General features: G+C 69.0%; 21 protein-coding genes and 4 tRNA genes. 9 read left to right on the forward strand and 16 right to left on the reverse strand.

What is annotated here, in order from left to right; translation table 11 throughout:
• Nucleotides 1-82 precede the first annotated feature (82 nt).
• The 8 genes from ABT186_RS39860 to ABT186_RS39895 form a co-directional block, all read right to left on the reverse strand.
• Nucleotides 83-158, reverse strand: a tRNA-Gly gene (locus tag ABT186_RS39860).
• A gap of 23 nt (nt 159-181) precedes the next feature.
• Nucleotides 182-802, reverse strand: a complete 621-nt coding sequence (locus ABT186_RS39865; protein WP_351230556.1) for a response regulator — start codon at nt 800-802, stop codon at nt 182-184.
• On the reverse strand, nt 799-2,100 hold the full coding sequence (locus tag ABT186_RS39870; protein ID WP_351929260.1) for a sensor histidine kinase: 1,302 nt from the start codon (nt 2,098-2,100) through the stop codon (nt 799-801). The genes ABT186_RS39865 and ABT186_RS39870 overlap by 4 nt, the downstream gene beginning before the upstream one ends.
• Nucleotides 2,101-2,146: 46 nt before the next feature.
• Nucleotides 2,147-2,926: an ABC transporter permease gene (locus ABT186_RS39875; protein WP_351230558.1), complete on the reverse strand. Its 780-nt coding sequence runs from the start codon at nt 2,924-2,926 to the stop codon at nt 2,147-2,149.
• Nucleotides 2,923-3,939: an ABC transporter ATP-binding protein gene (locus ABT186_RS39880; protein ID WP_351230559.1), complete on the reverse strand. Its 1,017-nt coding sequence runs from the start codon at nt 3,937-3,939 to the stop codon at nt 2,923-2,925. The genes ABT186_RS39875 and ABT186_RS39880 overlap by 4 nt, the downstream gene beginning before the upstream one ends.
• Before the next feature lie 227 nt (nt 3,940-4,166).
• Nucleotides 4,167-4,242 (reverse strand) — tRNA-Gly (locus ABT186_RS39885).
• A 92-nt stretch (nt 4,243-4,334) separates the two neighbouring features.
• Nucleotides 4,335-4,409: transfer RNA gene (locus tag ABT186_RS39890), tRNA-Gly, on the reverse strand.
• 201 nt (nt 4,410-4,610) lie between these two features.
• Nucleotides 4,611-4,928: a histone-like nucleoid-structuring protein Lsr2 gene (locus tag ABT186_RS39895; protein WP_351230561.1), complete on the reverse strand. Its 318-nt coding sequence runs from the start codon at nt 4,926-4,928 to the stop codon at nt 4,611-4,613.
• A gap of 362 nt (nt 4,929-5,290) precedes the next feature.
• Here ABT186_RS39895 and purS point away from each other — a divergent pair, with 362 nt between their 5' ends.
• The 3 genes from purS to purL are packed head-to-tail and all read left to right on the forward strand — an operon-like array spanning nt 5,291 to nt 8,486.
• Entirely contained in the window at nt 5,291-5,554 is a 264-nt protein-coding gene (gene purS, locus ABT186_RS39900; protein ID WP_019982969.1) for a phosphoribosylformylglycinamidine synthase subunit PurS, read from the forward strand.
• Nucleotides 5,551-6,231 (forward strand): phosphoribosylformylglycinamidine synthase subunit PurQ, encoded by a 681-nt coding sequence (gene purQ / locus ABT186_RS39905; protein ID WP_351929262.1) that lies wholly within the window; start codon nt 5,551-5,553, stop codon nt 6,229-6,231. The genes purS and purQ overlap by 4 nt, the downstream gene beginning before the upstream one ends.
• A complete protein-coding gene (purL, locus tag ABT186_RS39910; protein ID WP_351929264.1) occupies nt 6,228-8,486 on the forward strand; it encodes a phosphoribosylformylglycinamidine synthase subunit PurL in 2,259 nt (752 codons plus the stop codon). Before purQ ends, purL begins: the two co-directional genes overlap by 4 nt.
• Nucleotides 8,487-8,544: 58 nt before the next feature.
• Here the strand turns inward: purL and ABT186_RS39915 are convergent, their stop codons facing one another.
• Nucleotides 8,545-9,129: a Uma2 family endonuclease gene (locus tag ABT186_RS39915; RefSeq protein WP_351929266.1), complete on the reverse strand. Its 585-nt coding sequence runs from the start codon at nt 9,127-9,129 to the stop codon at nt 8,545-8,547.
• A gap of 406 nt (nt 9,130-9,535) precedes the next feature.
• On the opposite strand from ABT186_RS39915, the gene ABT186_RS39920 reads away from it, so the two are divergent.
• The 4 genes from ABT186_RS39920 (at nt 9,536) to purM (ending at nt 13,937) form a co-directional block, all read left to right on the forward strand.
• Nucleotides 9,536-10,333, forward strand: coding sequence for a maleylpyruvate isomerase family mycothiol-dependent enzyme (locus tag ABT186_RS39920; protein ID WP_351230571.1), 798 nt, complete (start codon nt 9,536-9,538; stop codon nt 10,331-10,333).
• Between the two features lie 55 nt (nt 10,334-10,388).
• On the forward strand, nt 10,389-11,195 hold the full coding sequence (locus tag ABT186_RS39925; protein ID WP_351929268.1) for an META domain-containing protein: 807 nt from the start codon (nt 10,389-10,391) through the stop codon (nt 11,193-11,195).
• 85 nt (nt 11,196-11,280) lie between these two features.
• Entirely contained in the window at nt 11,281-12,807 is a 1,527-nt protein-coding gene (gene purF, locus ABT186_RS39930; protein WP_351230575.1) for an amidophosphoribosyltransferase, read from the forward strand.
• 62 nt (nt 12,808-12,869) lie between these two features.
• Nucleotides 12,870-13,937, forward strand: coding sequence for a phosphoribosylformylglycinamidine cyclo-ligase (purM, locus tag ABT186_RS39935; RefSeq protein WP_351230577.1), 1,068 nt, complete (start codon nt 12,870-12,872; stop codon nt 13,935-13,937).
• Nucleotides 13,938-14,019: 82 nt separating this feature from the next.
• Here purM and ABT186_RS39940 read toward each other — a convergent pair whose 3' ends face one another.
• Complete coding sequence (locus ABT186_RS39940; protein WP_351230579.1) at nt 14,020-14,274, reverse strand: DUF3073 domain-containing protein; 255 nt, start codon at nt 14,272-14,274, stop codon at nt 14,020-14,022.
• Nucleotides 14,275-14,574: 300 nt separating this feature from the next.
• The gene (locus ABT186_RS39945) at nt 14,575-15,669 is read right to left on the reverse strand and encodes a Leu/Phe/Val dehydrogenase (protein WP_351230581.1); all 1,095 of its coding nucleotides are present in this window, start codon (nt 15,667-15,669) and stop codon (nt 14,575-14,577) included.
• Between the two features lie 234 nt (nt 15,670-15,903).
• Between ABT186_RS39945 and ABT186_RS39950 the strand changes: the two genes are divergently transcribed.
• Together ABT186_RS39950 and bldC are read left to right on the forward strand one after the other, a co-directional pair.
• A complete protein-coding gene (locus tag ABT186_RS39950; protein ID WP_351929270.1) occupies nt 15,904-16,746 on the forward strand; it encodes a DUF8083 family protein in 843 nt (280 codons plus the stop codon).
• A gap of 554 nt (nt 16,747-17,300) precedes the next feature.
• A complete protein-coding gene (gene bldC, locus ABT186_RS39955; protein WP_003949541.1) occupies nt 17,301-17,507 on the forward strand; it encodes a developmental transcriptional regulator BldC in 207 nt (68 codons plus the stop codon).
• Nucleotides 17,508-17,983: 476 nt separating this feature from the next.
• Here bldC and ABT186_RS39960 read toward each other — a convergent pair whose 3' ends face one another.
• The 5 genes from ABT186_RS39960 to ABT186_RS39980 form a co-directional block, all read right to left on the reverse strand.
• A complete protein-coding gene (locus ABT186_RS39960; protein ID WP_351230585.1) occupies nt 17,984-18,175 on the reverse strand; it encodes a DUF6274 family protein in 192 nt (63 codons plus the stop codon).
• A 447-nt stretch (nt 18,176-18,622) separates the two neighbouring features.
• A tRNA-Asp gene (locus ABT186_RS39965) sits at nt 18,623-18,697 on the reverse strand.
• A gap of 119 nt (nt 18,698-18,816) precedes the next feature.
• Entirely contained in the window at nt 18,817-22,821 is a 4,005-nt protein-coding gene (hrpA, locus tag ABT186_RS39970) for an ATP-dependent RNA helicase HrpA (protein WP_351929272.1), read from the reverse strand.
• 186 nt (nt 22,822-23,007) lie between these two features.
• Nucleotides 23,008-23,319 carry a hypothetical protein gene (locus ABT186_RS39975; RefSeq protein WP_351230589.1) on the reverse strand — a complete coding sequence of 104 codons (312 nt, stop codon included), beginning with the start codon at nt 23,317-23,319 and terminating at the stop codon, nt 23,008-23,010.
• 94 nt (nt 23,320-23,413) lie between these two features.
• Nucleotides 23,414-23,614: a DivIVA domain-containing protein gene (locus ABT186_RS39980; protein ID WP_351929274.1), complete on the reverse strand. Its 201-nt coding sequence runs from the start codon at nt 23,612-23,614 to the stop codon at nt 23,414-23,416.
• Nucleotides 23,615-23,670 lie beyond the last annotated feature (56 nt).

The raw sequence follows: 23,670 nt of genomic DNA on the forward strand, positions 1-23,670 counted from the left end.
CGGCGAATCGCCGGGCCCGGCAGCGGCTCCCGAAGCGCCATGCACGAAGAAGCCCCCCGGCCTGAGCCGGGGGGCTTCCGTCTGGAGCGGACGACGAGGCTCGAACTCGCGACCTCAACCTTGGCAAGGTTGCGCTCTACCAACTGAGCTACGTCCGCACTGCGCCGCTGCGCGAGAGCAACTATACCCAACCTCGCTCCCGTGCGAGACGCACCGCCGCGTGACGGTTCTCGGCACCCAGTTTGGAGACGGCCGACGAGAGGTAGTTCCGTACGGTCCCCTCCGCCAGCGCGGCCCGCTCGGCGATCTCCGAGACCGGCGCTCCGTCGGCCGCGTACTCCAGCACCTCGGCCTCCCGGGTGGTCAGCGGCGAGTCCCCGGCGGCGATGGCGTCGGCGGCCAACTCGGGGTCCACGTACCGGTTTCCCGCATGCACGGTACGGATGATCTCGGCGAGCCGCCGGGCGCTGACGGTCTTCGGGACGAAGCCGCGCACACCCGCCTCGAGCGCCCGCTTCAGATGTCCCGGCCGCCCGTGACTGGTCACGATCAACACCTGGCACTCGGGAAGTTCGGTCCGCAGCGATGTGGCGACCTTCACACCGTCGGCCCCCGGCATCTGGAGATCCAGTACCGCCACGTCGGGGGCGTGCGCCCGTGCCATGGCGAGCGCCTCGGGGCCGGTCGCCGCCTCGGCCACCACCAGCAGGTCCTCCTCCATGGCCAGGAGCGCGGCCAGGGCGCCCCGGATCAGATGCTCGTCGTCGGCGAGCAGCAGGCGGACCGGTCGTAGGGACGTCATGAGGCGGCCTCGCCCACCCGGCCGGGGAGGACGGGAGACGACGGGGGCGACAGCAGGGGGACCTCAGCGGTCAGCCGGAACACCCCCGGCCCCGCGGGCCCGGCCCGCAGGGTGCCCCCGACCTCCGACAGTCGCTCGCGCAGTCCCACGAGTCCCGATCCCTTTCCCTGTCCGTCGTCCGCTGCCCCGTCGTCCGCTGCCCCGTCGTTCTCGACACAGAGCACGATCCGTTCACCCGTCATGCTCAAGGACACGGCACACCGCTCGGCGTCCCCGTGGCGCAGGACGTTCGTCGCCGCCTCCCGTACGACCCACGCCAGCGCGGACTGCACGGGTGCCGGCAGCCCGGCGGCCGATCCGGTCACCGTGCAGTCGATGCCAGCGGCCGTCAACACGCCCTGGGCTCCCGTCAGTTCGGCTCCCAGGTCGGCCTCGCGATAGCCGCGTACGACCTCGCGGACCTCGCGCTGCGACTCCTGTGCGATCCGCTGCACCTCGATCATCTGTTCAAGGGCCTCGGGCTGTCCGCGACGCGCCAGCTGTACGGCGAGCTCGCTCTTGAGCGCGATCACGGCGAGGTTGCGGCCCATCACATCGTGCAGATCCCGCCCGAAGCGGAGCCGCTCCTCGGCCACCGCGAGCCGGGCCTCGACCTCACGGGCCCGTTCCGCCTCCCACAGCACGGCCAGGGTCCACGCCGCGCAGCGCGAGGCGAGCAGTGAGAACCCGGCCGCGAACGTGGTCAGGGCACCCGACGCCACCGCCTCCGCGGCGTCCGCGCGGGCGAGGGCGGTCGCCACGGCGAGGACGCCGCCGAGCACTGCGGCCTGCCGCACGAACTCCCGTATGGACACGACCAGCGCGTACAGCATCCCGAACGGCATCAGTACGGCACCGAGGACCAGCATGTCCGTCGACGGGATGGCGGCATGCAGGGCGCGGAGCGCCAGGACCAGTGCCAGCGCCAGGCCGAGCAGCGCGGTCGGCGTCCACAGGGTGCGCGGCGGAAGTTCGGCCCGTCCGAGGTAGTGGTCGAGCACCGGCTTGACGAGCCGGTGCGCCGCCACGCACTGGAGGAAGTTGACGAGGAGAAGCAGTCCCCCGAGGGTCAGCGCCAGGGGGTCGTGGTGCAGTCCCGAGACGAGCGGCAGGGCCTGCCAGCTCAGGGAGAAGATCCAGATCGAACAGATCCACAGGACCACAGTCTGCAGTTCGACCCGGGCGGCCTTGCTGCGGTCGTGCCAGGTACGCCGCTGCCAGGCCCTTATCCGTGCGATCACCCTTATCCGTGCGATCACCCTTGTCCGTCCCCCTTCGTGCCCGCCCCGTCCGCCTCGGCGTCGGTCAGCGCCGCGGCTCCCAGCGGAACCAGCGTCGTACAGCCAACACCGCGACCACCACCCAGGCGACCCCAGTGGCGACGGCGACCAGGATGTCGTACGCCGACAGGCCGCCGCTCCAGCCGCCGCGGATGAGTTTGATCGCGGGTGACAGCGGCAGCAGTGCGCAGACGGAGGCGATCCGGTCGGGCAGCAGCTGTGTGGGGATCGCGATGCCCGAGCCCAGCATGGACACCAACAGCATCGGGAGCGCCGTCACCTGGGCGCTTTCCACGGTTTTGCTGAAACTCGCGGTGAGGGCAGCCAGCGCCGCGCACACCACGAGGCCCAACAGCAGCCCCAGGACGGCGAGATGAGGAGCCCGGGGCATCCCGGCGTCGAGCAGGGCCGCACAACCGACGGCGAGAAGCACCGACTGCGCGAGGCCGACGCCGACCGCGGGGAGCGCGGCGCCGGTGAGGATCTCGGCATCGCCGAGTTCTCCGGTGCGCAGCCGCTTGAGCACCAATTCCTCGCGGCGTGCGGCGAAAACGCTCACCAGCGAGGTGTACACCGTGAAAAGCAGGGAGAGGCCGATGGCGGCGGTCGCCATCACACCGCCCATCGTCAGTCCCTCGGCCTTGAGGTCCATCTGCTCGACCGCCGGCTTCACGCTGAAGGGCACCGACAGGGGGACGAACAGCGCCGTGACGACCGCGCTCTTGTTGCGGCTCAGCAGCGTCAGTTCGGCCTGGGCCAGGGCCCGTAGCCGTCGCGCCGGCGTGGTCGGTGTCACGGTGCTCATATCGTCGCCTCCGTCGTCCGGACCGCGCCCCGGCGATCCTGCTCTTCCCGCGCGGTGTTGTCCCCGCTCGTGCTCCCGGGTCGGGCCCCGGCCTCCTTGGCGATGCGCAGGAACGCCTCCTCCAGCGAGGCGGACCGCACATCGAGGCCGTGCAGTTCGACCCGGGAGCGCCGGGCCCACAGCAGCAGTTCGGTGGCCGTGCGCTGGAGTTCGTTCGTCCGCAGGCGGACCGTGCGGCCCGCTGTCTCGTGGGCCGTCACACCGAGGTCCGTGAGCGGGGGCAGGTCGCCGAGGAAGTAGCCCTCGGGCAGGTCGAAGGAGATGCGGGACGGCTGGGTCGCGGTCACCTCGGCCGGTGTGCCGGAGACGGCGATGCGGCCTTCGTGGAGGATGGCGAGCCGGTCGGCGAGCACTTCCGCCTCCTCGAGGTAGTGCGTGGTCAGCAGCACGGTCGTCCCTGTGTCGCACAGGTCGCGGACCACCTTCCAGGTGTCCTGGCGGCCCTCCGCGTCCAGCCCGGTCGTCGGCTCGTCGAGGAAGAGGACCTCGGGACGGCCGAGAAGCGCGAGCGCGAGGTCCAGGCGCCGCTTCTCACCCCCGGACAACTGCTTGACCCGCACGCCGGAACGCCGGGTCAGCCCGACCAACTCCAGTGCCTCGTCCGTGGGCCGGGCGCCGCTGGTGCAACCGGCCCACATCCGTGCCGTCTCCGCGACCGTCAGCTCGGAGGGGAAGCCACCCTCCTGGAGCATCACGCCCGTCCGGGGCCGGATGGCGGCCCGCTCCGTGTACGGGTCGTGGCCGAGGACCCGTATCCGCCCGGCGGTCGCAGGCGCGAGGCCCTCGAGGAGTTCGACCGTGGACGTCTTGCCGGCGCCGTTGGTGCCGAGAAGCGCGAAGACCTCGCCGTGGCCCACCGAGAAGGTGATCCCGCGCACGGCTTCGAAGCCGCCCCCGTACACGCGCCGCAGATCAGTGACCTCAATCACCTGTTCGCGCTCGTTCGTGTCCATGGACCCAGCGTCCTGCCCGCCGGAGAGCGACAGCAGTGCGCGGTGTCATCGGTCCTCGTGACAAATGTCAGACGCCGTGGAGGGCCGCACCGGGCGGACCGGACTTCCGTCCGCGAGGGTCTTCTTGGGGTCTTCTTGGGGTCTTCATGAGGGCTCTTCACGAGGGCTCTTCATGAGGGTCCCCATACGGCAAAGGCCCCGGTCGACTGACCGGGGCCTTTGCCGTATGGAGCGGACGACGAGGCTCGAACTCGCGACCTCAACCTTGGCAAGGTTGCGCTCTACCAACTGAGCTACGTCCGCATTACCCCCGACCGCCAGCTGTAAAAGACACAGCCACCGACCGGTGCGAGCACCAGCCTACCTGATCCACAACAGTGGTAGGCACGATGCCGTGGAGCGGGTGACAGGGATTGCACACTGCGCCTCCCCCTTGGAAAGGGGGTGTTCTGCTACTGAACTACACCCGCGTGACCCCTCGGAGTTCCGGCCTTCCGGCCTTGCCCCTCGGCGTGGTCCAGACTCTAGCTGATCACCAGGGGGGCAATGCAAGTCGGTTGTGTACGGGGCCGGATCGGCCAGGGGCCGGAGCGGAAGCGCCCCGACGGGGGCGCGGGGCCCGGGGCGGAGCCTCGTGACGGCACCGCGGACACCGAGCCCCGCGCGAGCGTTCAGTGCGCTTCCGCGAACGCCTCGTACACCTTCTTCGGGATGCGGCCCCGCGGCGGCACGTCCATCTTGTTGGAGCGTGCCCAGGCACGGACGGCGGCAGGGTCGGGCGTCAACGCCGTGTGCGTGTACGCCTTGCCGGACTTCGCCTTCTTGCGGCCGGCCTCGACGTAGGGTGCCAGCGCCTTACGCAGTTTCTTGGCATTGGCTTGATTGAGGTCGATCTCGTACGACTTGCCATCCAGTCCGAAGACGATCGTTTCCGCCGCTTCTGAGCCGTCGATGTCGTCAAAGAGAGTGACCACGACACGCTGCGCCACGAATATCGGTCCCTTCGTGCGGCACCTCCGCGATCACACACCATGACGTGCACAGACGTCCGGGGGATGTCGGGGAGATGTCGACTGTCCGGCAGTAATTGGGCAAAGTATCGGCTATTGCCATTTCCTTTGTACAGTGCCCGGCATTGCATTGTGAAGACCGACTGAATACCTCCGCGTGTCCAAGCGCAATGGCCTGCCACCGTTCTTCTGCGGTTTTTCCGAGGATTTTCCGCGCAACCGCCCCGCGTCGATGCGGGATCGTGATGGTGCTCACGTAGGATGCTACGAATCTACGCGGGTAGAAATTTTGTGCGGGTAGTCTGAAGGAACCTGCTCAGCACCACACACCGGGAGTGCCAGTGGCACGCGTCGTAGTCGACGTCATGCTCAAGCCGGAGATCCTCGACCCCCAGGGCCAGGCGGTGCAGCGCGCACTGCCGCGCCTCGGTTTCGAAGGCATCTCCGACGTACGTCAGGGAAAGCGATTCGAACTCGAGGTGGACGGGCCGGTCGACGACGCCGCGCTCGCCCGCATCCACGATCTTGCGGAATCCTTCCTCGCCAACACCGTGATCGAGGACTTCACCGTCAAGGTGGAGGAAGTGGCGGAGGCCGCGAAGTGACCGCTCGTATTGGCGTCGTCACTTTCCCGGGCAGCCTGGACGACCGGGACACGCAGCGTGCGATCGGCCTCGCGGGCGCCGAACCCGTCGCTCTCTGGCACAAGGACAAGGACCTCAAGCAGGTCGATGCCGTGGTGCTGCCGGGTGGTTTCTCCTACGGCGACTATCTGCGCGCCGGTGCCATCTCCCGCTTCTCGCCGGTGATGGAGACCGTCATCGAGCAGGCGAAGGCCGGCCTCCCGGTCCTCGGCATCTGCAACGGCTTCCAGATCCTCACCGAGGCCCACCTCCTCCCGGGCGGGATGCTCGGCAACGACCACCTCCACTTCATCTGCCGCGACCAGAAGCTGCGGGTGGAGAACGCGGAGACCTCCTGGACCAGCGACTACACCGCCGGTCAGGAGATCCACATCCCGCTGAAGAACATGGACGGCCGGTACGTCGCCGACGCGTACACGCTCGACAAGCTGGAGGCCGAGGGGCGGGTCGCCTTCCGGTACCTGGACTTCAACCCGAACGGTTCGCTCCGCGACATCGCCGGCATCACCAACGAGGCCGGGAACGTCGTGGGCCTCATGCCCCACCCCGAGCACGCCGTCGAGCCGCTGATCGGTACCGGTCGTACCGACGGCCTCCCGTTCTTCACCTCGATTCTCAAGAAGCTGGTCAACGCATGAGCCGGACGCCTCTGGACACGGTCGAGCACGCGGCCGCGACCCCCGACGTCGAGCTGCCCTGGGCCGAACTCGGCCTGAAGAAGGACGAGTACGAGCGGATCGTCGAGATCCTGGGCCGCCGCCCGACCGGCGCCGAGCTCGCCATGTACTCGGTCATGTGGTCCGAGCACTGCTCGTACAAGTCCTCCAAGGTCCACCTGCGCCAGTTCGGCGAGAAGGCCCCCCAGTCCGACGCGCTCCTCGTCGGCATCGGCGAGAACGCGGGTGTCGTCGACGTCGGCCAAGGCTACGCGGTCACCTTCAAGGTCGAGTCGCACAACCACCCCTCGTACGTCGAGCCCTACCAGGGCGCGGCCACGGGCGTCGGCGGCATCGTCCGCGACATCATCGCGATGGGTGCGCGGCCGGTCGCCGTGGTCGACCCGCTGCGTTTCGGCGCGGCCGACCACCCGGACACCAAGCGGGTTCTGCCGGGCGTCGTCGCCGGCATCGGCGGCTACGGCAACTGCCTGGGCCTGCCCAACATCGGCGGCGAGGTCGTCTTCGATGCCTGCTACCAGGGCAACCCGCTGGTCAACGCCGGCGCCATCGGCGTCATGCGACACGAGGACATCCACCTCGCGAAGGCGTCCGGCGCGGGCAACAAGGTCGTTCTGTACGGCGCCCGCACGGGCGGTGACGGCATCGGCGGCGCCTCGATCCTGGCCTCCGAGACCTTCGACGACGCCAAGCCCTCCAAGCGTCCCGCCGTCCAGGTCGGCGACCCCTTCCAGGAGAAGCTCCTCATCGAGTGCACCCTGGAGGCCTTCAAGGAGAAGCTGGTCGTCGGCATCCAGGACCTCGGAGCCGCCGGTCTCTCCTGTGCCACCTCCGAGCTCGCCTCCAACGGCTCCGGCGGTATGCGGGTGACCCTGGACGACGTACCGCTGCGCGACTCCACGCTCTCGCCGGAGGAAATCCTCATGAGCGAGTCGCAGGAACGCATGTGCGCGGTGGTCGAGCCGGAGAAGGTCGACCGGTTCCTGGAGATCTGCGCCAAGTGGGACGTGATCGCCACCGTCATCGGTGAGGTGACCGACGGCGACCGCCTGGAGATCTACTGGCACGGCGGCAAGATCGTCGACGTCGACCCGCGCACGGTCGCACACGAGGGCCCGGTCTACGAACGCCCGTACGCCCGTCCGGAGTGGCAGGACGCGCTCCAGGCGGACGACGCGAACAAGCTGCCGCGGCCGGCGACCTCCGAGGAGCTGAAGGACCAGGTCCTGAAGCTGGTCGGTTCCCCGAACCAGGCGTCCAAGAAGTGGATCACCTCGCAGTACGACCACTTCGTGCAGGGCAACACCGTCCTCGCCCAGCCCGAGGACTCCGGGATGATCCGCGTCGACGAGGAGTCAGGGCTCGGCGTCGCCATCGCGACCGACGGCAACGGCCGGTACGCGAAGCTCGACCCCTACGCGGGCGCGCAGCTCGCCCTCGCCGAGGCGTACCGCAACGTGGCGACCACCGGCGCCAAGCCGCTGGCCGTCTCCGACTGCCTGAACTTCGGCTCGCCCGAGGACCCGGCCGTCATGTGGCAGTTCGCGGAGGCCGTCCGTGGTCTCGCCGACGCCTGTCAGCAGCTGGGCACCCCGGTGACCGGCGGCAACGTCTCGCTCTACAACCAGACGGGCGAGGTGGCCATCCACCCCACCCCGGTGGTGGCGGTCCTCGGCGTCATCGACGACGTCGCCCGCCGTACGCCCGTCGCCTTCCAGGAGGACGGCCAGCTGCTCTACCTCCTCGGCGACACGCGTGAGGAGTTCGGCGGTTCGGCCTGGTCGCAGGTTGTCCACGACCACCTGGGCGGTCTCCCGCCGAAGGTGGACCTGGAGCGCGAGCGCCTGCTGGCCGAGATCCTGATCTCCGCCTCCCGCGACGGCATGATCGACTCGGCGCACGACCTGTCCGACGGCGGCCTGATCCAGGCGGTCGTGGAGTCGGCGCTGCTCGGCGGCAAGGGCGCGCGTCTGGTCGTACCGGACGGGCTGGACGCGTTCACCTTCCTCCTCTCCGAGTCGGCGGGCCGCGCGATCGTCGCCGTGCCGCGGTCGGAGGAGGTCCGCTTCAACGACATGTGCGGTGCGCGGGGTCTGCCGGTCGCCCGCATCGGTGTCGTGGACGGTGACGCGGTGGAGATCCAGGGCGAGTTCAGCCTCACCCTGGAGGAGCTGCGCGAGGCGCACGAGGGGACGATCCCGGCGCTGCTGGCGTAGTCGGTCGTATACGACGACGAAGGTCCCGCCCGTGCGCAACGGGAGGGACCTTCTCGGCTCATCGGACGTAGTTCTTGAGGATCTCCGTGTCCAGCTCGATGTTCATGGGACCGGGCACGGACACCTTCTCGCCGAACTTCGAGGTCTGGATGCTGCGATAACCACCGACCTGCCGGTCCGGGTGGCTGTGCACCGTGACCGTGCAGGAGTCCCGGTCGATCAGGAGGTACAGGGGGATCCCGGACTGACCGTATGCGGTCGGCTTCTCGTGCCGGTTCTGTCGGTCGGTGTCCGAGTCGTACGACGTGACCTCGACGACCATCAGCGCCCCGTCCGGGTCGGCCCACTCACCGTGGCCCGCGAAGTGGGCCTCGGGTGCGAGCACCGCATCCGGTTTCGCCCTGCCCTCTCGGTACGCCTCCACCCGGAGCCCTCGGCCCTGATACAGGTCCAGGTCGGGCCTGGTCTGCATACAGCGCCGGGCCAGCCAGGTCACGATGGTGTCGTGGTCTCCGTCCGCCACCTTCTTGACTCCGATCCGTCCGTTGATGAACTCCAACGTGACGGTCTCGGGCGCGGCGGAGGCGATCGTTTCGAACTCCTCCACCGACATCTGAGACGTGTGCTCGGCCATAACCGTCATGTTGCACCCCCTTCCAGGCGAAGGCCAGTGTTGTCCGGGTCCGGCGGTGCGGGGCGGTTTTCGCTGCCGATCACGCTCACGGGTGATTGCCTCCGGTCTACTGGGCCGTGGTCTTCTGAGCCCGTGGTCTTCTGATTCGTGCAGGCCAGGCACGCGTACTCGGTCCAGCCTGGCCCCGTGCCCGAGTGGACCGCGTGCAGGGGGACGAGTCGGCCGCCGCCGGGCTGCTCACAGCGGACGCAGATCGTGTCGCACAGCGCATCGTCCTCTTCCTCGGCCTCCGCCATGGCTCACGCCACCTCGCTCGCGGCGAAGCATGAGCTGTTCGTGCGCGACGAGGTAGGGGCGTACGAGATCGGCGATCTTCTTGTCCAGCTCCTCCACAGTGAGGCATAGGCTCACCCTCATGCCCCCGGCCAAGAAGCGCACCCGGACGTACGACCCCGCCAAGACCCGCGTCGCGGTGCTCACGCAATTCGGGCACGTACGGGAAGCCGTCGGCACCCTCACGGCCGAGCAACTGGCGCTGCCCACCCGGCTCGGGGACTGGACGGTGCGGGAACTGGTCGCACACATCGGCATGACTCTCATGGCCGTCGGCCGGTTCCTCGACAAGCCGGAGCCGCCGAAGCAGGACGCCACGGTCCTCGACTGGCCGTTCGAGACCTCGGCCAACTCCGGGGCCATAGCCGACCTCGCCGGGCGCCTGGCCGAGCAGAACCCCGACCTCGCCGCCTTCCTGGCCGACGTCGAGAAGCACTTCACGGACCACCTCGCCGGACACCCCGTCGGCCGGCTCCTCGACACGAACGCGGGCGCCATGCCGCTCGCCGACTACCTCGTCACCCGCACCGTCGAACTCGTCGTCCACACCGACGACCTGAACGCCGCCGTGCCGGGTCTCGACATCCCGTACGACCGCCAGGCCCTCGCCGCCTGCACCCGGCTGCTCGCCGACGCGCTCGCCGTGAAGGCGCCCGGTGCCTCGACCGAGGTGCGCATCCCGCCGTATGCCGTCGTTCAGTGCATCGAGGGTCCGCGGCACACCCGCGGCACTCCGCCGAACGTCGTGGAGACCGACCCGCTGACCTGGATCCGGCTGGCGACGGGACGTACGGAGTGGCAGGCCGCCCTCGCCGACGCCAAGGTCAGCGCGAGCGGCGAACGCGCCGACCTCGGAGGGCTGCTGCCTCTCATGGCCTGACCCGGCCACGTGCCGCCCCGCGGAACCGCCGCCCGGCCCCACCCGTCCCACCCCCATGGACAAGCACCGACTGACCCTCACCGTCCTGACGCTGCTCCCGCTCGCGGTGGCCTGCGGTACCGAAGCCGGGTCGGGCAGCGGCAGCAGTTCCGTCGGCTCGGACACCGTCCCGCGCGTCAGCGGCGTGCACTGGCGCGTCGAGGGCCTCACCACCGGCGGCACCACCAGGAACGCACCGACCGGCGCGTACCTCCGGTTCGACGACGGCCAGGCCCACGGCAACTACGGCTGCAACAGCTTCGGCGCGTCGGCCACCGTCCGGGGCGACCGCATCGACCTCGGCCCGGCCCAGTCCACCGACATGGCCTGCGAGAAGGCCCCGATGGCCTTCGAGGCGGCCTTCTCCCGCACGCTCGCCGGCGGCTCGCTGACCGCCGCGGTCGACAGGGACCGGCTCACACTCACCGCCAAGGACGGCGACCGCGTGCACCTCATCAAGGAGAACGACGCGACCCTGTACGGCACCAGGTGGAAGGTCACATCGACGGTCGACGGCGATGTCGCCGTCTCGCTGCCCGCCGCGGCCACCGACAAGGTCTGGTTCACCCTCGACAAGAAGGCCGGTACGGCATCGGGCAGCCTCGGCTGCAACCGGTTCACGGCGAAGGCGACCGTACGCGACGGTCACCTCACGCTGGGCGCCCCCAGGACCACCCGGAAGATGTGCGACGGCTCACTCATGGACACCGAGAAGACGATGAGCAAGCTTTTCGGCCGCGCGCTCGCCTACCGGATCGATCACCGCAGCATCACGCTGACCAGCGGAAACGGCAAGGGCGTCAACGCGGTCGCGGAGCAGTGACCCGGGACATCCGACGAGGTCGGACGCCGTACGGGGCAGATGACCGGATTCGGACCAGTGCACGATCTCGCCTACACTCGGTGCCGTGCCACGTGGTGACGGTCGACTCAATCACGACCTGCTCCCCGGTGAGAAGGGCCCCCAGGACGCGTGTGGCGTCTTCGGTGTCTGGGCTCCGGGGGAAGAGGTCGCAAAGCTCACGTACTTCGGGCTCTACGCCCTCCAGCATCGGGGCCAGGAATCCGCGGGTATCGCGGTCAGCAACGGCTCCCAGATCCTCGTCTTCAAGGACATGGGCCTTGTCTCGCAGGTCTTCGACGAGACCTCGCTCGGTTCGCTCCAGGGTCACATCGCGGTCGGACACGCCCGCTACTCGACCACCGGCGCCTCCGTCTGGGAGAACGCCCAGCCGACGTTCCGCGCCACCGCGCACGGCTCCATCGCGCTCGGACACAACGGCAACCTCGTCAACACGGCGCAGCTCGCCGAGATGGTCGCCGAGCTGCCCAAGGAGAACGGCCGCGCCACGCAGGTCGCTGCCACCAACGACACCGACCTCATCACCGCGCTCCTCGCGGGCCAGGTCGACGAGGACGGCAAGCCGTTGACCGTCGAAGAGGCGGCCCCGCAGCTGCTGCCCCAGGTCAAGGGCGCCTTCTCCCTCGTCTTCATGGACGAGAACACCCTCTACGCGGCCCGTGACCCGCAGGGCATCCGCCCGCTGGTCCTCGGCCGTCTGGAGCGCGGCTGGGTGGTCGCGTCCGAGACCGCGGCCCTCGACATCACGGGCGCCAGCTTCGTCCGTGAGATCGAGCCCGGCGAGTTCGTCGCCATCGACGAGAACGGTCTGCGCACGTCCCGGTTCGCTGAAGCGAAGCCCAAGGGCTGCGTCTTCGAGTATGTGTATCTCGCCCGCCCGGACACCGACATCGCCGGCCGGAACGTCTACCTCTCCCGTGTAGAGATGGGCCGCCGCCTCGCCAAGGAGGCGCCGGTCGAGGCGGATCTGGTCATAGCGACGCCCGAGTCCGGCACCCCCGCCGCGATCGGCTACGCGGAGGCCTCCGGCATCCCCTTCGGCTCCGGCCTGGTGAAGAACGCCTACGTCGGCCGTACCTTCATCCAGCCCTCGCAGACGATCCGCCAGCTCGGTATCCGGCTGAAGCTGAACCCGCTGAAGGAAGTCATCAAGGGCAAGCGCCTGGTCGTCGTCGACGACTCGATCGTGCGCGGCAACACCCAGCGGGCGCTGGTACGGATGCTCCGCGAGGCGGGCGCCGCCGAGGTCCACATCCGGATCTCCTCCCCGCCCGTGAAGTGGCCTTGCTTCTTCGGTATCGACTTCGCCACCCGCGCCGAGCTCATCGCCAACGGCATGTCGGTCGACGAGATCGGCCGCTCCCTCGGCGCCGACTCCCTGGCGTACATCTCCATCGACGGCATGATCGAGGCGACCACCATCGCCAAGCCGAACCTGTGCCGTGCCTGCTTCGACGGTGAGTACCCGATGGAGCTGCCCGACCCGGAGCTGCTGGGCAAGCAGCTGCTGGAGACGGAGCTGGCCGCCGGTCCGGCCGCCACGGCCGCGTCCGACGCGATCCGCCGCCCGTAAGACCAGGGGATCTGGGGGTGTCCCCCAGAAGGCCCAGCCACCAACCCGAAAGATCCCAGGCAATGTCTGAGACGAAGTCCGGTGCTTCCTACGCGGCAGCAGGCGTCGACATCGAGGCGGGCGACCGCGCCGTCGAGCTCATGAAGGAGTGGGTGAAGAAGACGCAGCGCCCCGAGGTCCTCGGTGGCCTCGGCGGCTTCGCCGGCCTCTTCGACGCCTCTGCCCTCAAGCGCTACGAGCGTCCGTTGCTCGCCTCCGCCACCGACGGCGTCGGCACGAAGGTCGACATCGCACGCCGGATGGGCGTCTACGACACCATCGGCCACGACCTGGTCGCCATGGTCATGGACGACATCGTGGTGTGCGGCGCCGAGCCGCTGTTCATGACCGACTACATCTGCGTCGGCAAGGTCCACCCGGAGCGCGTCGCCGCGATCGTCAAGGGCATCGCCGAGGGCTGTGTGCTGGCCGGCTGCGCCCTGGTGGGCGGTGAGACGGCCGAACACCCGGGTCTGCTGGGTCCGGACGACTTCGACGTCGCGGGCGCCGGTACGGGCGTGGTGGAGGCCGACCGGCTGCTCGGTGCCGAACGCATCCGTAAGGGTGACGCGGTGATCGCCATGGCGGCCTCCGGGCTTCACTCGAACGGGTACTCGCTCGTCCGGCACGTCCTCCTCGACCGGGCGAAGCTCGGCCTCGACCAGCACATCGAGGAACTGGGCCGCACCCTCGGCGAGGAGCTGCTCGAGCCCACCAAGATCTACTCGCTGGACTGCCTGGCGCTGGCCCGCACCGCGGAGGTGCGTGCGTTCAGCCACATCACCGGTGGCGGACTCGCGGCGAACCTGGCCCGGGTTGTCCCGGACGGCCTGCACGCGATCGTGGACCGCTCCACCTGGACACCGGCTCCGATCTTCGACCTCGTCGGCAGGACCGGCGACGTCGAGCTCCTGGAGCTGGAGAAGACCCTGAACATGGGCGTGGGCATGATCGCGATCGTCCCCGAGCAGTCGGCGGACGTCGCGCTCGCCGCCCTGGCCGACCGCGGTGTGGAGGCATGGGTCGCCGGAGAGATCACCGACCGCGGTGACCACGAGACGGGCGCCCTCCTGGTCGGCGACTACGCCTGACAGGCAGCACAAAACCCGGTCCGACGTGAGGCCCCGGACCGGGTGAAGTGCAGTTGATACGGGAACTGTGAAGCGTGCTACGTCAAGCGCCGCGACGCTGCGACGTGGGACCGGACTGCTCGTCCTCGTCGTCCTCATCGTCGTCGTTGTACAGATCCGCGTACCGTGCGTACGGGTCGTCGTCTTCGTCGTCCTCGAACGGCTCGCCGTTCGGCGGCTGGCTCGAAGTCGATGCGCCCAGTTCGTTGGCCAGACGCGACAGGTCAGTCCCACCGCTGTTGTACTTCAGCTGGCGGGCGACCTTCGTCTGCTTGGCCTTGGCCCGGCCGCGCCCCATGGCTCGACCCCCTCGGTGACGGGGCTCGACGGCCCCAGAGTCTCGACACGCGTTCATGATCCGGAACGGGCTCTCCGTGGAGAGACCGGTCCGTAGGGCTTCCACGGTACCTGAGCCCGCGCCCATACGGTACGTCGCCCGCATGACGGGCGTGTGCACCAGACCATCGAGGCGCCCCGTCCTCGCTGGTCACGGCCGATTTTAACCACTTATTGGCGGGCGACCCGCCGATAGAAGTGAGAGTTCTCTCTAACTGCCCACCGGCGGGTACCGCGCAAACCCGGACGGCCCCGGGGAAGGTCACCGTCCGCGTGCCTCCGCCATCCGCTGCTCGGCGATACGGTCGGCCGCGGCGGCCGGAGGAATACCGTCCGCCTTCGCGCGTGCGAAGATGCCCAGCGTGGTGTCGAAGATCTTGGCAGCCTTCGCCTTGCACCGGTCGAAGTCGAAGCCGTGCAGTTCGTCGGCGACCTGGATGACACCGCCGGCGTTGACGACGTAGTCCGGCGCGTACAGGATCCCGCGGTCGGCGAGGTCCTTCTCCACGCCCGGGTGCGCGAGCTGGTTGTTGGCCGCGCCGCACACCACCTTCGCCGTCAGTACCGGCACGGAGTCGTCGTTCAGGGCTCCGCCGAGCGCGCAGGGCGCGTAGATGTCGATCGCCCCGAAGGGATGTGCGCCGCGGATGAGGGCGTCGGTGTCGGCGGCCACGGCCACCTCGGGGTGCGCGTCGGTGACCCGGCGCACGGCGTCCGGCCGGACGTCCGTGATCACGACCTGGGCGCCGTCCTGCAGCAGGTGCTCGACCAGGTAGTGCCCGACCTTGCCGACGCCCGCGATGCCCACCCTGCGGTCGCGCAGCGTCGGGTCGCCCCACAGGTGCTGGGCGGAGGCCCGCATGCCCTGGAAGACGCCGTAGGCGGTCAGGACGGATGAGTCTCCCGCGCCGCCGTTCTCCGGGGAGCGCCCTGTGGTCCAGGGACACACCCGGGCCACGACGTCCATGTCGGCCACATATGTGCCGACGTCGCACGCGGTGACGTACCGTCCGCCGAGCGAGGCCACGAAACGGCCGTACGCCAGCAGCAACTCCTCGGTCTTGATCCGCTCGGGGTCGCCGATGATCACGGCCTTGCCGCCGCCGTGGTCGAGGCCGGCCATGGCGTTCTTGTACGACATCCCGCGCGCGAGGTTCAGCGCGTCGGCGACGGCCTCCTCCTCGGTCGCGTACGGGTAGAAGCGCGTGCCGCCGAGGGCGGGGCCCAGGGCGGTGGAGTGGATCGCGATGACGGCCTTGAGGCCACTGGCCCGGTCCTGGCAGAGCACTACCTGCTCATGACCCCCTTGATCCGAGCGGAACAGGGTGTGCAGGACGCCGTCGGTTACGTCGGTCACGGTGGTGACTCCCGGTGGTGTAGCGGCGGTTGAGGGGCGGGTCCCGTGCGGGTGGCGGGGCCCGTGGGCATGAGCGTAGAGCGTGTGCGGGCCCGCCAGCCGCGCAGTGCTCAGGATCACCCTCCCTCGGAGTACTCCGGGGCGGGTTCGTGGGACGATTTGCAATGGTTTTCCACCCCGTCCGGGCCGCTCCCGGACGGGTTTCGGGTGAGGTCCGATGGGGAGGGAGCAGGCGTGCCCAAGGTGTCCTCGGTGATCGTCCCGTACGCGTCCTACTTGCGCGTGTACGAACCGCTGGCCGCCTTCCAGGAGCCGGAGCGCAGCCACTGGGCGCGGTACGCCCGCCGCCCCGACCGCCCCTCGTACCAGGACGAACTGCGCCGCTCCCTGGCCGACTTGCTGCCCACCCCGCCGGTCCCGGTGCCGGTGCACGAGAGCAGCGACGCCTTCGTGACCGAGGTCGAGGGGGTGCTGTGCGTCTGTCCGTGGCGCACCCGGCTGCGCGGCTGGCAGGCGCTCGGGGAGCTGGCGCAGGAGCTGCCTGCGCCCGTCCTGGACGCGGTCCTGCCGCCCGTCGTGCGCCGCCAGGCCGCGCAGGACTACGAGCGCTGGCTGGAGCGCAACCCGGACGCCCGCCCGTGGATCCGCACCGCGACCTGGCAGGTGCCGCTGAACTGGTTCGTGCTCTTCTCCGACACCGAGCGGCGGTACGACAAGGGGTCCGGCGAGATCCCTCCGATGCTGCGCTACCGCACGCCCATGGTGCAGGCGCGGCGGCGTACCGCGCGGGCGCTGCGGACGCTGAGGGACACGATCGACGAGGGGCCGCTCATCGACGGTCTCGTGGACGTGGGGCGCTGGCTGGAGGAGTTCCACCCGCGGTCGCTGGTCGAGCTGGACTACGGCGGGCTCGTGCATGTGCTGCCGGCCGCGGAGCTGGACGGGGATCACTCGGCCGCGGACGTCGCAGAGGGCATCGAGGCCCTGCGGCTCGGGGACGGGGCAGCGGCCGGGGAGGCGTACGCGCGGCTGGTGGAGCGCTGGCGGGCCGTACGCGACCGTCGGTCGGCGAACTGAGGGCGGGCCCTCAGCAGGGACCTCTACGAACCAGTGCGCGAATTGTGACCCGCGAGACATGGTGAAGTGACAACCCTTGGCCCATGGTTGACGTACTGCAGGTGGGTGCGGGACGTAGGTCCCCGATCCGGGCTTATGCCGTCAAGCGTGACGGACGGCACTTACGAGGACCTTGCGCCTTACACCCCTCCTCATGCCAAAATAGGACAAGGAGCCCGGGGGAGGTTCCTTCTGTCCACTTATGGGCGGAAACTCAGCATTGCACGCTTTGGGGGGTCTGGTGACTCCTGATCGCCCTGTGACTGATCGTCACAGTGGCGTGACTGTCCGCTATGGCATGGTCCATCGGCTTCCGTCGCTGATGGACACCTGGGAGGGCAATTCCATCGGTTTGGCCGACGCGGCTGGACAGATGGTGTAGTTGTAGTGCCGAGGACAAGCCGTTCGTCCTATAACCGACTCGACTCGCGTCCGCCATTTCGGGCAACGCGGGTCAAGGTGCAGAATTTAGAGGAAAGAACCGAGAAGGTTCGGTTCTCCCGAGGAGGCCGCTCATGACCGCTCGCACCCCTGATGCCGAGCCGCTGCTGACCCCGGCTGAGGTCGCCACCATGTTCCGCGTCGACCCCAAGACGGTCACGCGGTGGGCGAAGGCCGGAAAGCTTACGTCGATCCGCACGCTCGGCGGGCACCGCCGCTACCGCGAGGCCGAGGTCCGCGCTCTGCTCGCGGGCATTCCGCAGCAGCGCAGCGAGGCCTGAACAACTGCATAGCCGGACGTATCGGTAGGTCCCCCAACCTGCCACGACGTCCGCACCTCAGCTCCAAGCGACGCGGGTTCTGCCCCAACAGGGCCCTCGCCCGAGGTCATTAGAGGCACGACAAGGGTGCGTCGTCGATCGCGCTGGACTCCGCCGGGTCCAGCGCGATCTTTTTTGTGCCCGGACCGCGATGCGTGGCCGGCCTGTGCGTGGCCTTGTCGGAGTCTGGGGAGGGGTGTCGGATCTGCTGTGCAGCATCTCAGAGGGTAGTGCAATTGCACATATTAAATTGACTTGTTGTAGGAGAGGTGTAAGTTCCACAGTTCCTAAAATTTTTGCGGTGACACCCGTCACATGCCCGACTCCTTGTTGTCTTCGGGCTGTCTTTGCTAAGGGAACACGGCGGTGTGACGCGGGTGTTGGGGGCCGACCGTACGTCCAGAAGTGCCCACGTCACGGCGATCCGAACCCCTCGCTCACGCCTTGGAGGGGCTTTCGTCCTCGGAGGCCGCCTCAGGGCCTTCCTCGCCTCGCTGAGCGGGTTCCATGGCCAGGCGCAGGAGCTGGTGGCAGACGGGGCAGTGCCGCGTCAGATGGCGGTATCCGGAAGCGGCGGACAGATGGGCACGGAGCAGAGCACGTGTCTCGTGCCGAGCGGACGCCGCCATACGCCACCTCCCCCGGGCCCGGGCTGTTCGGGTCCCTGATTTCTGGGGTACCGGCGGAATGTGACGCCGTCAAGACACCCCGGAACGCATAGGAGTCCCGCCCGGGACCCCACCTCCGGCACGCCGGGTCCCTCGTGGCGGTCGCGCTTCGGGGCACGGACGAGCTTCGCGCCTTGAGGGATGTGCGGTTTCGCTGTGGCGTTCTTCGGGGGGTGGAGGAAGGGCCTCCGCGTCTTGAGGGGTGCGGGGTTTCGCTGTGGTCATCTCCGGGGGGTGCATGAAGGAGCCCGGCGCCCGGGGGCGCGGGGTTTCGCTGGGGTCCTGGCGGGATGTGCTGTGCCGGATTGCAGCTGCGCCACGGGCGCGGCCTCCACCTCGACAGGGTGGCGGGCGCGCTTCGGGGTGCACGAAAAAGCCCCGCACCTCGAAGGGTGCGGGGCCTAGTTGCGGTCCTGACGGGATTTGAACCCGCGGCCTCCACCTTGACAGGGTGGCGAGCACTCCAAACTGCTCCACAGGACCAGGTTTCGCGGCGACCACGCGGCCGAGCCGCATATTCGGCACTGCTTGCGTTGCGCTGCGAGAAGAGACTGTACAGGAGGGTGAGCCCCTGGTCGAACTCACCCAACGTGAACGATCCGTTACGGGGCCAGCGCGTCGATCGCCTTCACGATGCGCTTGTCCGAGACCGGGTACGCCGTGCCCAGCGCGTGCGCGAAGTAGCTGACACGCAGCTCCTCGATCATCCAGCGGATGTCCAGCACCGAGGAGGGGACGGGCCGGCCCTGCGGCAGTTGCTCCAGCAGCCAGGCGTACTCGTCCTGCATCTCGCGGACCTTCGCCATCCGCGTCGTGTCCCGCTGGACGTTCGTCGGCATCTGCTGCAGCCGGCGGTCCGCGGCGACCAGATAACGCATCAGGTCGCCCAGACGCCGTACACCCGTCTCCGTGACGAAGCCGGGCCTCACCAGGGCGTCCAGCTGTGCCCGTACGTCCGCCAGGTTCGGCAGCAGCGCCGGGCTGCGTACGGCCTTCAGACGGCGCTCACAGGCCTGCCACGCGGCCAGCACCTGCTGCACCTGCCCGACCACACGGACCGTCGTGTCGACGATCTCCGCGCGCACCTTGTCGTACAGCTTCCGGTACGACTCCTCGTCCCACACCGGGCCGCCGAAGTCCCCGATCAGCTTGTCCGCCGCCGCCATCGCGCAGTCGTCGAACAGGGCCTGGATCGAGCCGTGCGGGTTGGCGGACAGACCGAGCTTCTGGGTGTTCGTCAGCTTCTCCGACGCGAACTTCGCCGGGTTCACCGGGATGTTCCGCAGGATCAGGCGCCGCGTGCCCTTCCACATCGCCTGCGCCTGCTCCTCCTCCGTGTCGAAGAGGCGTACGGAGACCGTGTCGCCGTCGTCGACCAGCGCCGGGTACGCCTTCACCGGCTGGCCGGCCCGCCGGGTCTCGAAGACCCGGGTGAGCGAGCCGATCGTCCAGTCCGTGAGGCCCGTACGTTCCAGGGACGGCCCGCCCTGCCGCTCGGCGGTGGCCGCCGCGGCCTGCGAGAGGGCCTTGCGCGCCTTCGGCTTGAGCCTGAGCTTCAGCGTCTCCAGGTCCTTGTCCTCGGCCAGCTTCCGGCGCCGCTCGTCGACGATCCGGAAGGTGATCTTGAGGTGGTCGGGGACCTTCGCCCGGTCGAAGTCGTCAGCCTCGAACGGAACGCCGACCATGCGCCTCAGCTCGCGCGCCATCGTCACCGTGAGCGGCTCCTGGAGAGGCACCGCCTTCTCCAGGAACGCCTTCGCATAGTTCGGCGCCGGGACGTAGTTGCGGCGGATCGGCTTCGGAAGGGAGCGGATCAGCTCGGTGACCAGTTCCTCCCGCAGACCCGGGATCTGCCAGTCGAAGCCCTCGTCCGTGACCTGGTTGAGGACCTGCAGCGGGATGTGGACCGTCACACCGTCCGCGTCCGCGCCCGGCTCGAACTGGTAGGTGACCTTGAACTTGAGGCCGCCCTGACGCCATGAGTCGGGGTAGTCGTCCTTGGTGACCTCGCCCGCCTTCTCGTTGATGAGCATCTCGCGCTCGAAGTCGAGGAAGTCGGGCTGTTCGTGCCGTTTGCGCTTCCACCAGGAGTCGAAGTGCGCGCCCGACACGACGTGTTCGGGCACCCGCTGGTCGTAGAAGTCGAACAGCGTCTCGTCGTCGACCAGGATGTCCCGGCGCCGGGCGCGGTGCTCCAACTCCTCCACCTCGGTGAGGAGTCTGCGGTTGTCGGCGAAGAACTTGTGGTGCGTGCGCCAGTCGCCCTCGACGAGGGCGTTGCGGATGAACAGCTCGCGGCTCGTCTCCGGGTCGATGCGGCCGTAGTTCACCTTCCGCTGGGCGACGATCGGGACGCCGTACAGCGTGACCTTCTCGTACGCCACCACGGCCGCCTGGTCCTTCTCCCAGTGCGGTTCGCTGTAGGTCCGCTTGAGGAGGTGGCCCGCCAGCGGCTCGACCCACTCCGGCTCGATCTTCGCGTTGACCCGCGCCCACAGGCGAGAGGTCTCGACGAGTTCGGCGGACATCACGAAGCGCGGTGGCTTCTTGAACAGGGACGAGCCCGGGAAGATCGCGAACTTGGCGTTGCGGGCGCCGAGGTACTCGTTCCGTCCGCCACCGTCCTTGCGCGCCCCGGGACCGGAGTCCTTGGACTCCTTCACGTCCTTCAGCCCGACGTGGGAGAGCAGACCGGCGAGGAGCGAGATGTGGATGTGGTCGGCGGCGGCGTCCTGCTCGTTGAGATGGATGTCCATCTGCTTGGCGACCGTGCGCAGCTGCGCGTAGATGTCCTGCCATTCGCGGATGCGCAGGAAGTTCAGGTACTCCTGCTTGCACATCCGGCGGAACGACGACGAGCCGCGCTCCTTCTGCTGCTCACGGATGTAGCGCCAGAGGTTGAGGTAGGCGAGGAAGTCGCTCGTCTCGTCCCTGAAGCGGGCGTGCTGCTGGTCGGCCTGGGTCTGCTTGTCGGCGGGGCGCTCGCGCGGGTCCTGGATGGACAGAGCGGCGGCGATCACCATGACCTCGCGGACACAGCCGTTGCGCTCCGCCTCCAGGACCATGCGCGCCAGGCGCGGGTCGACCGGCAGCTGGGCGAGCTTGCGGCCGGTGTCGGTCAGGCGCTTGCGCGGATCCTTCTGGGCCGGGTCCAGCGCGCCCAGCTCCTGGAGGAGTTGGACGCCGTCGCGGATGTTGCGGTGGTCCGGCGGGTCGATGAAGGGGAACTTCTCGATGTCGCCGAGGCCGGCAGCTGTCATCTGGAGGATGACGGAGGCGAGGTTCGTCCGCAGGATCTCGGCGTCCGTGAACTCGGGCCGGGCCTCGAAGTCCTCTTCGCTGTACAGGCGGATGCAGATGCCGTCGCTGGTACGGCCGCAGCGGCCCTTGCGCTGGTTGGCGCTCGCCTGGGAGACCGGCTCGATCGGCAGGCGCTGGACCTTGGTGCGGTGGCTGTAGCGCGAGATGCGGGCGAAGCCGGGGTCGATGACGTACTTGATGCCCGGGACGGTCAGGGACGTCTCGGCGACGTTCGTGGCCAGAACGATCCTGCGGCCCGTGTGCGGCTGGAAGACGCGGTGCTGTTCCGCGTGGGAGAGCCGGGCGTAGAGCGGCAGGATCTCCGTGCCCTGCCCATTGGGGCCTCCGGCGCGGGCGTACTGCTTCTTGGTGAGCGCGTCCGCCGTGTCGCGGATCTCGCGTTCTCCGGAGAGGAAGACCAGGATGTCGCCCTGGCCTTCGCCCATCAGCTCCTCCACGGCGTCCGTGATCGCGGTGATCTGGTCGCGGTCGGCGTCGTCCGAGTCCTCCTCGAGAAGCGGGCGGTAGCGCACCTCCACCGGGTACGTACGGCCGCTGACCTCGACGATCGGCGCGTCGCCGAAGTGACGGGAGAAGCGCTCCGGGTCGATGGTCGCCGAGGTGATGACGACCTTGAGGTCCGGGCGCCTGGGCAGGAGCTGCGCCAGGTAGCCCAGCAGGAAGTCGATGTTGAGGGACCGCTCGTGGGCCTCGTCGATGATGATCGTGTCGTAGGCGCGCAGCTCGCGGTCCGTCTGGATCTCGGCGAGCAGGATGCCGTCCGTCATGAGCTTGATGAAGGTGGCGTCCGGGTTCACCTGGTCGGTGAAGCGGACCTTCCAGCCGACGGCCTCGCCGAGCGGGGTGTCGAGTTCCTCGGCGACGCGCTCCGCGACGGTACGGGCGGCGATACGGCGGGGCTGGGTGTGCCCGATCATGCCGCGGACGCCACGGCCGAGTTCGAGGCAGATCTTGGGGATCTGGGTCGTCTTGCCGGAACCGGTCTCGCCGGCCACGATCACGACCTGGTGGTCGCGTATGGCGTCGGCGATCGCGTCCTTCTTCTGGCTGACGGGAAGCTGTTCGGGGTACGTGACGGCGGGGACGCGGGCGGTGCGCCCGGCGATCCTGTCCTCGGCCCTGGCGACCTCCGCCTCGATCTCGGCGAGTACGGCGGCCCGGGCCTCGGGCTTGCGGATCTTGCGCGCGCCTTCGAGCCTGCGGCCGAGACGGTGCGCGTCGCGCAGCGACAGCTCGGTCAGGCGGGGGGCGAGGGTACCGAGGGCGAGGGCGGGATGCGTAGACATACGCGGTCCAGGATCTCACCTTGGCGAAATTCATGGCTAACGATTTGCTTCCGGCGGTTCGGCGGGTTGCCGTCGGCGGCTTGGCCGGGGTTTCCGTGCGGCTGCCGCGTCGGTGGTGTCCGTCCTCGGTCCGGCACGGAGCCGTCGGTTGGAGGGCGCTCGGTGGCGGCGTGCCGACGCAGTGGTTCAGTGGCCGCTCGGCTGCTGGGGGACCGAAGGTGCCGGCTGGTCGTGGACGGTCCTTTGCTGGGCCATCGACTTCGCCGTGTTGGAGACGGCCTTGATGCCCAGGTATGCGGTGGTCATGCTGCTGACCGCGGTGAAGGCCGCGGTGAGTACGCCGACCATCACCGACTTGTCGCCGCCCAGGCGCCACACGCCGAAGATCGCGACGCCGGCGATCGCGAGGTTGCTGATGATCACCGCGAGCAGGCCGTAGCGAGCCCGGTCCTTCTCCAGCTCGACGTTCTGAATGGCCCTCGCCTCGTCCCCGCTCATGTTTCCCCCGCCCGCATGACTGCCCCGGCCAGGCAGAACCTAGCGCCAGGGAGGGGACATGCCAAGGCGGCGTGACGCGAAGCCGCCGGGCGTGTCACCGAGCCCGTAGCCGGGCTATCCGGGTGTCCACCTGGGTGCGGTCGTAGCCGCGTCGGGCCACGTCGAAGGCGGGTGGTTCACCGGGGTCGGTGCCCCGGTCCAACAGCGCGAGGTACTCGTCGACCTGCCGGCGGTCGTAACCGCGCCGCACCAGGTCGAACCCCTGGAAGTCGAACCCCTGGAATTCGTCCGCCACCGGTGCTTCCCTCCGGTTCCTTGTGACGTTGAAATGCCCCGTCCCGGAGGGACGGG

The organism is Streptomyces sp. NPDC001634 (genome assembly GCF_040298185.1).
Classification (GTDB): domain Bacteria; phylum Actinomycetota; class Actinomycetes; order Streptomycetales; family Streptomycetaceae; genus Streptomyces.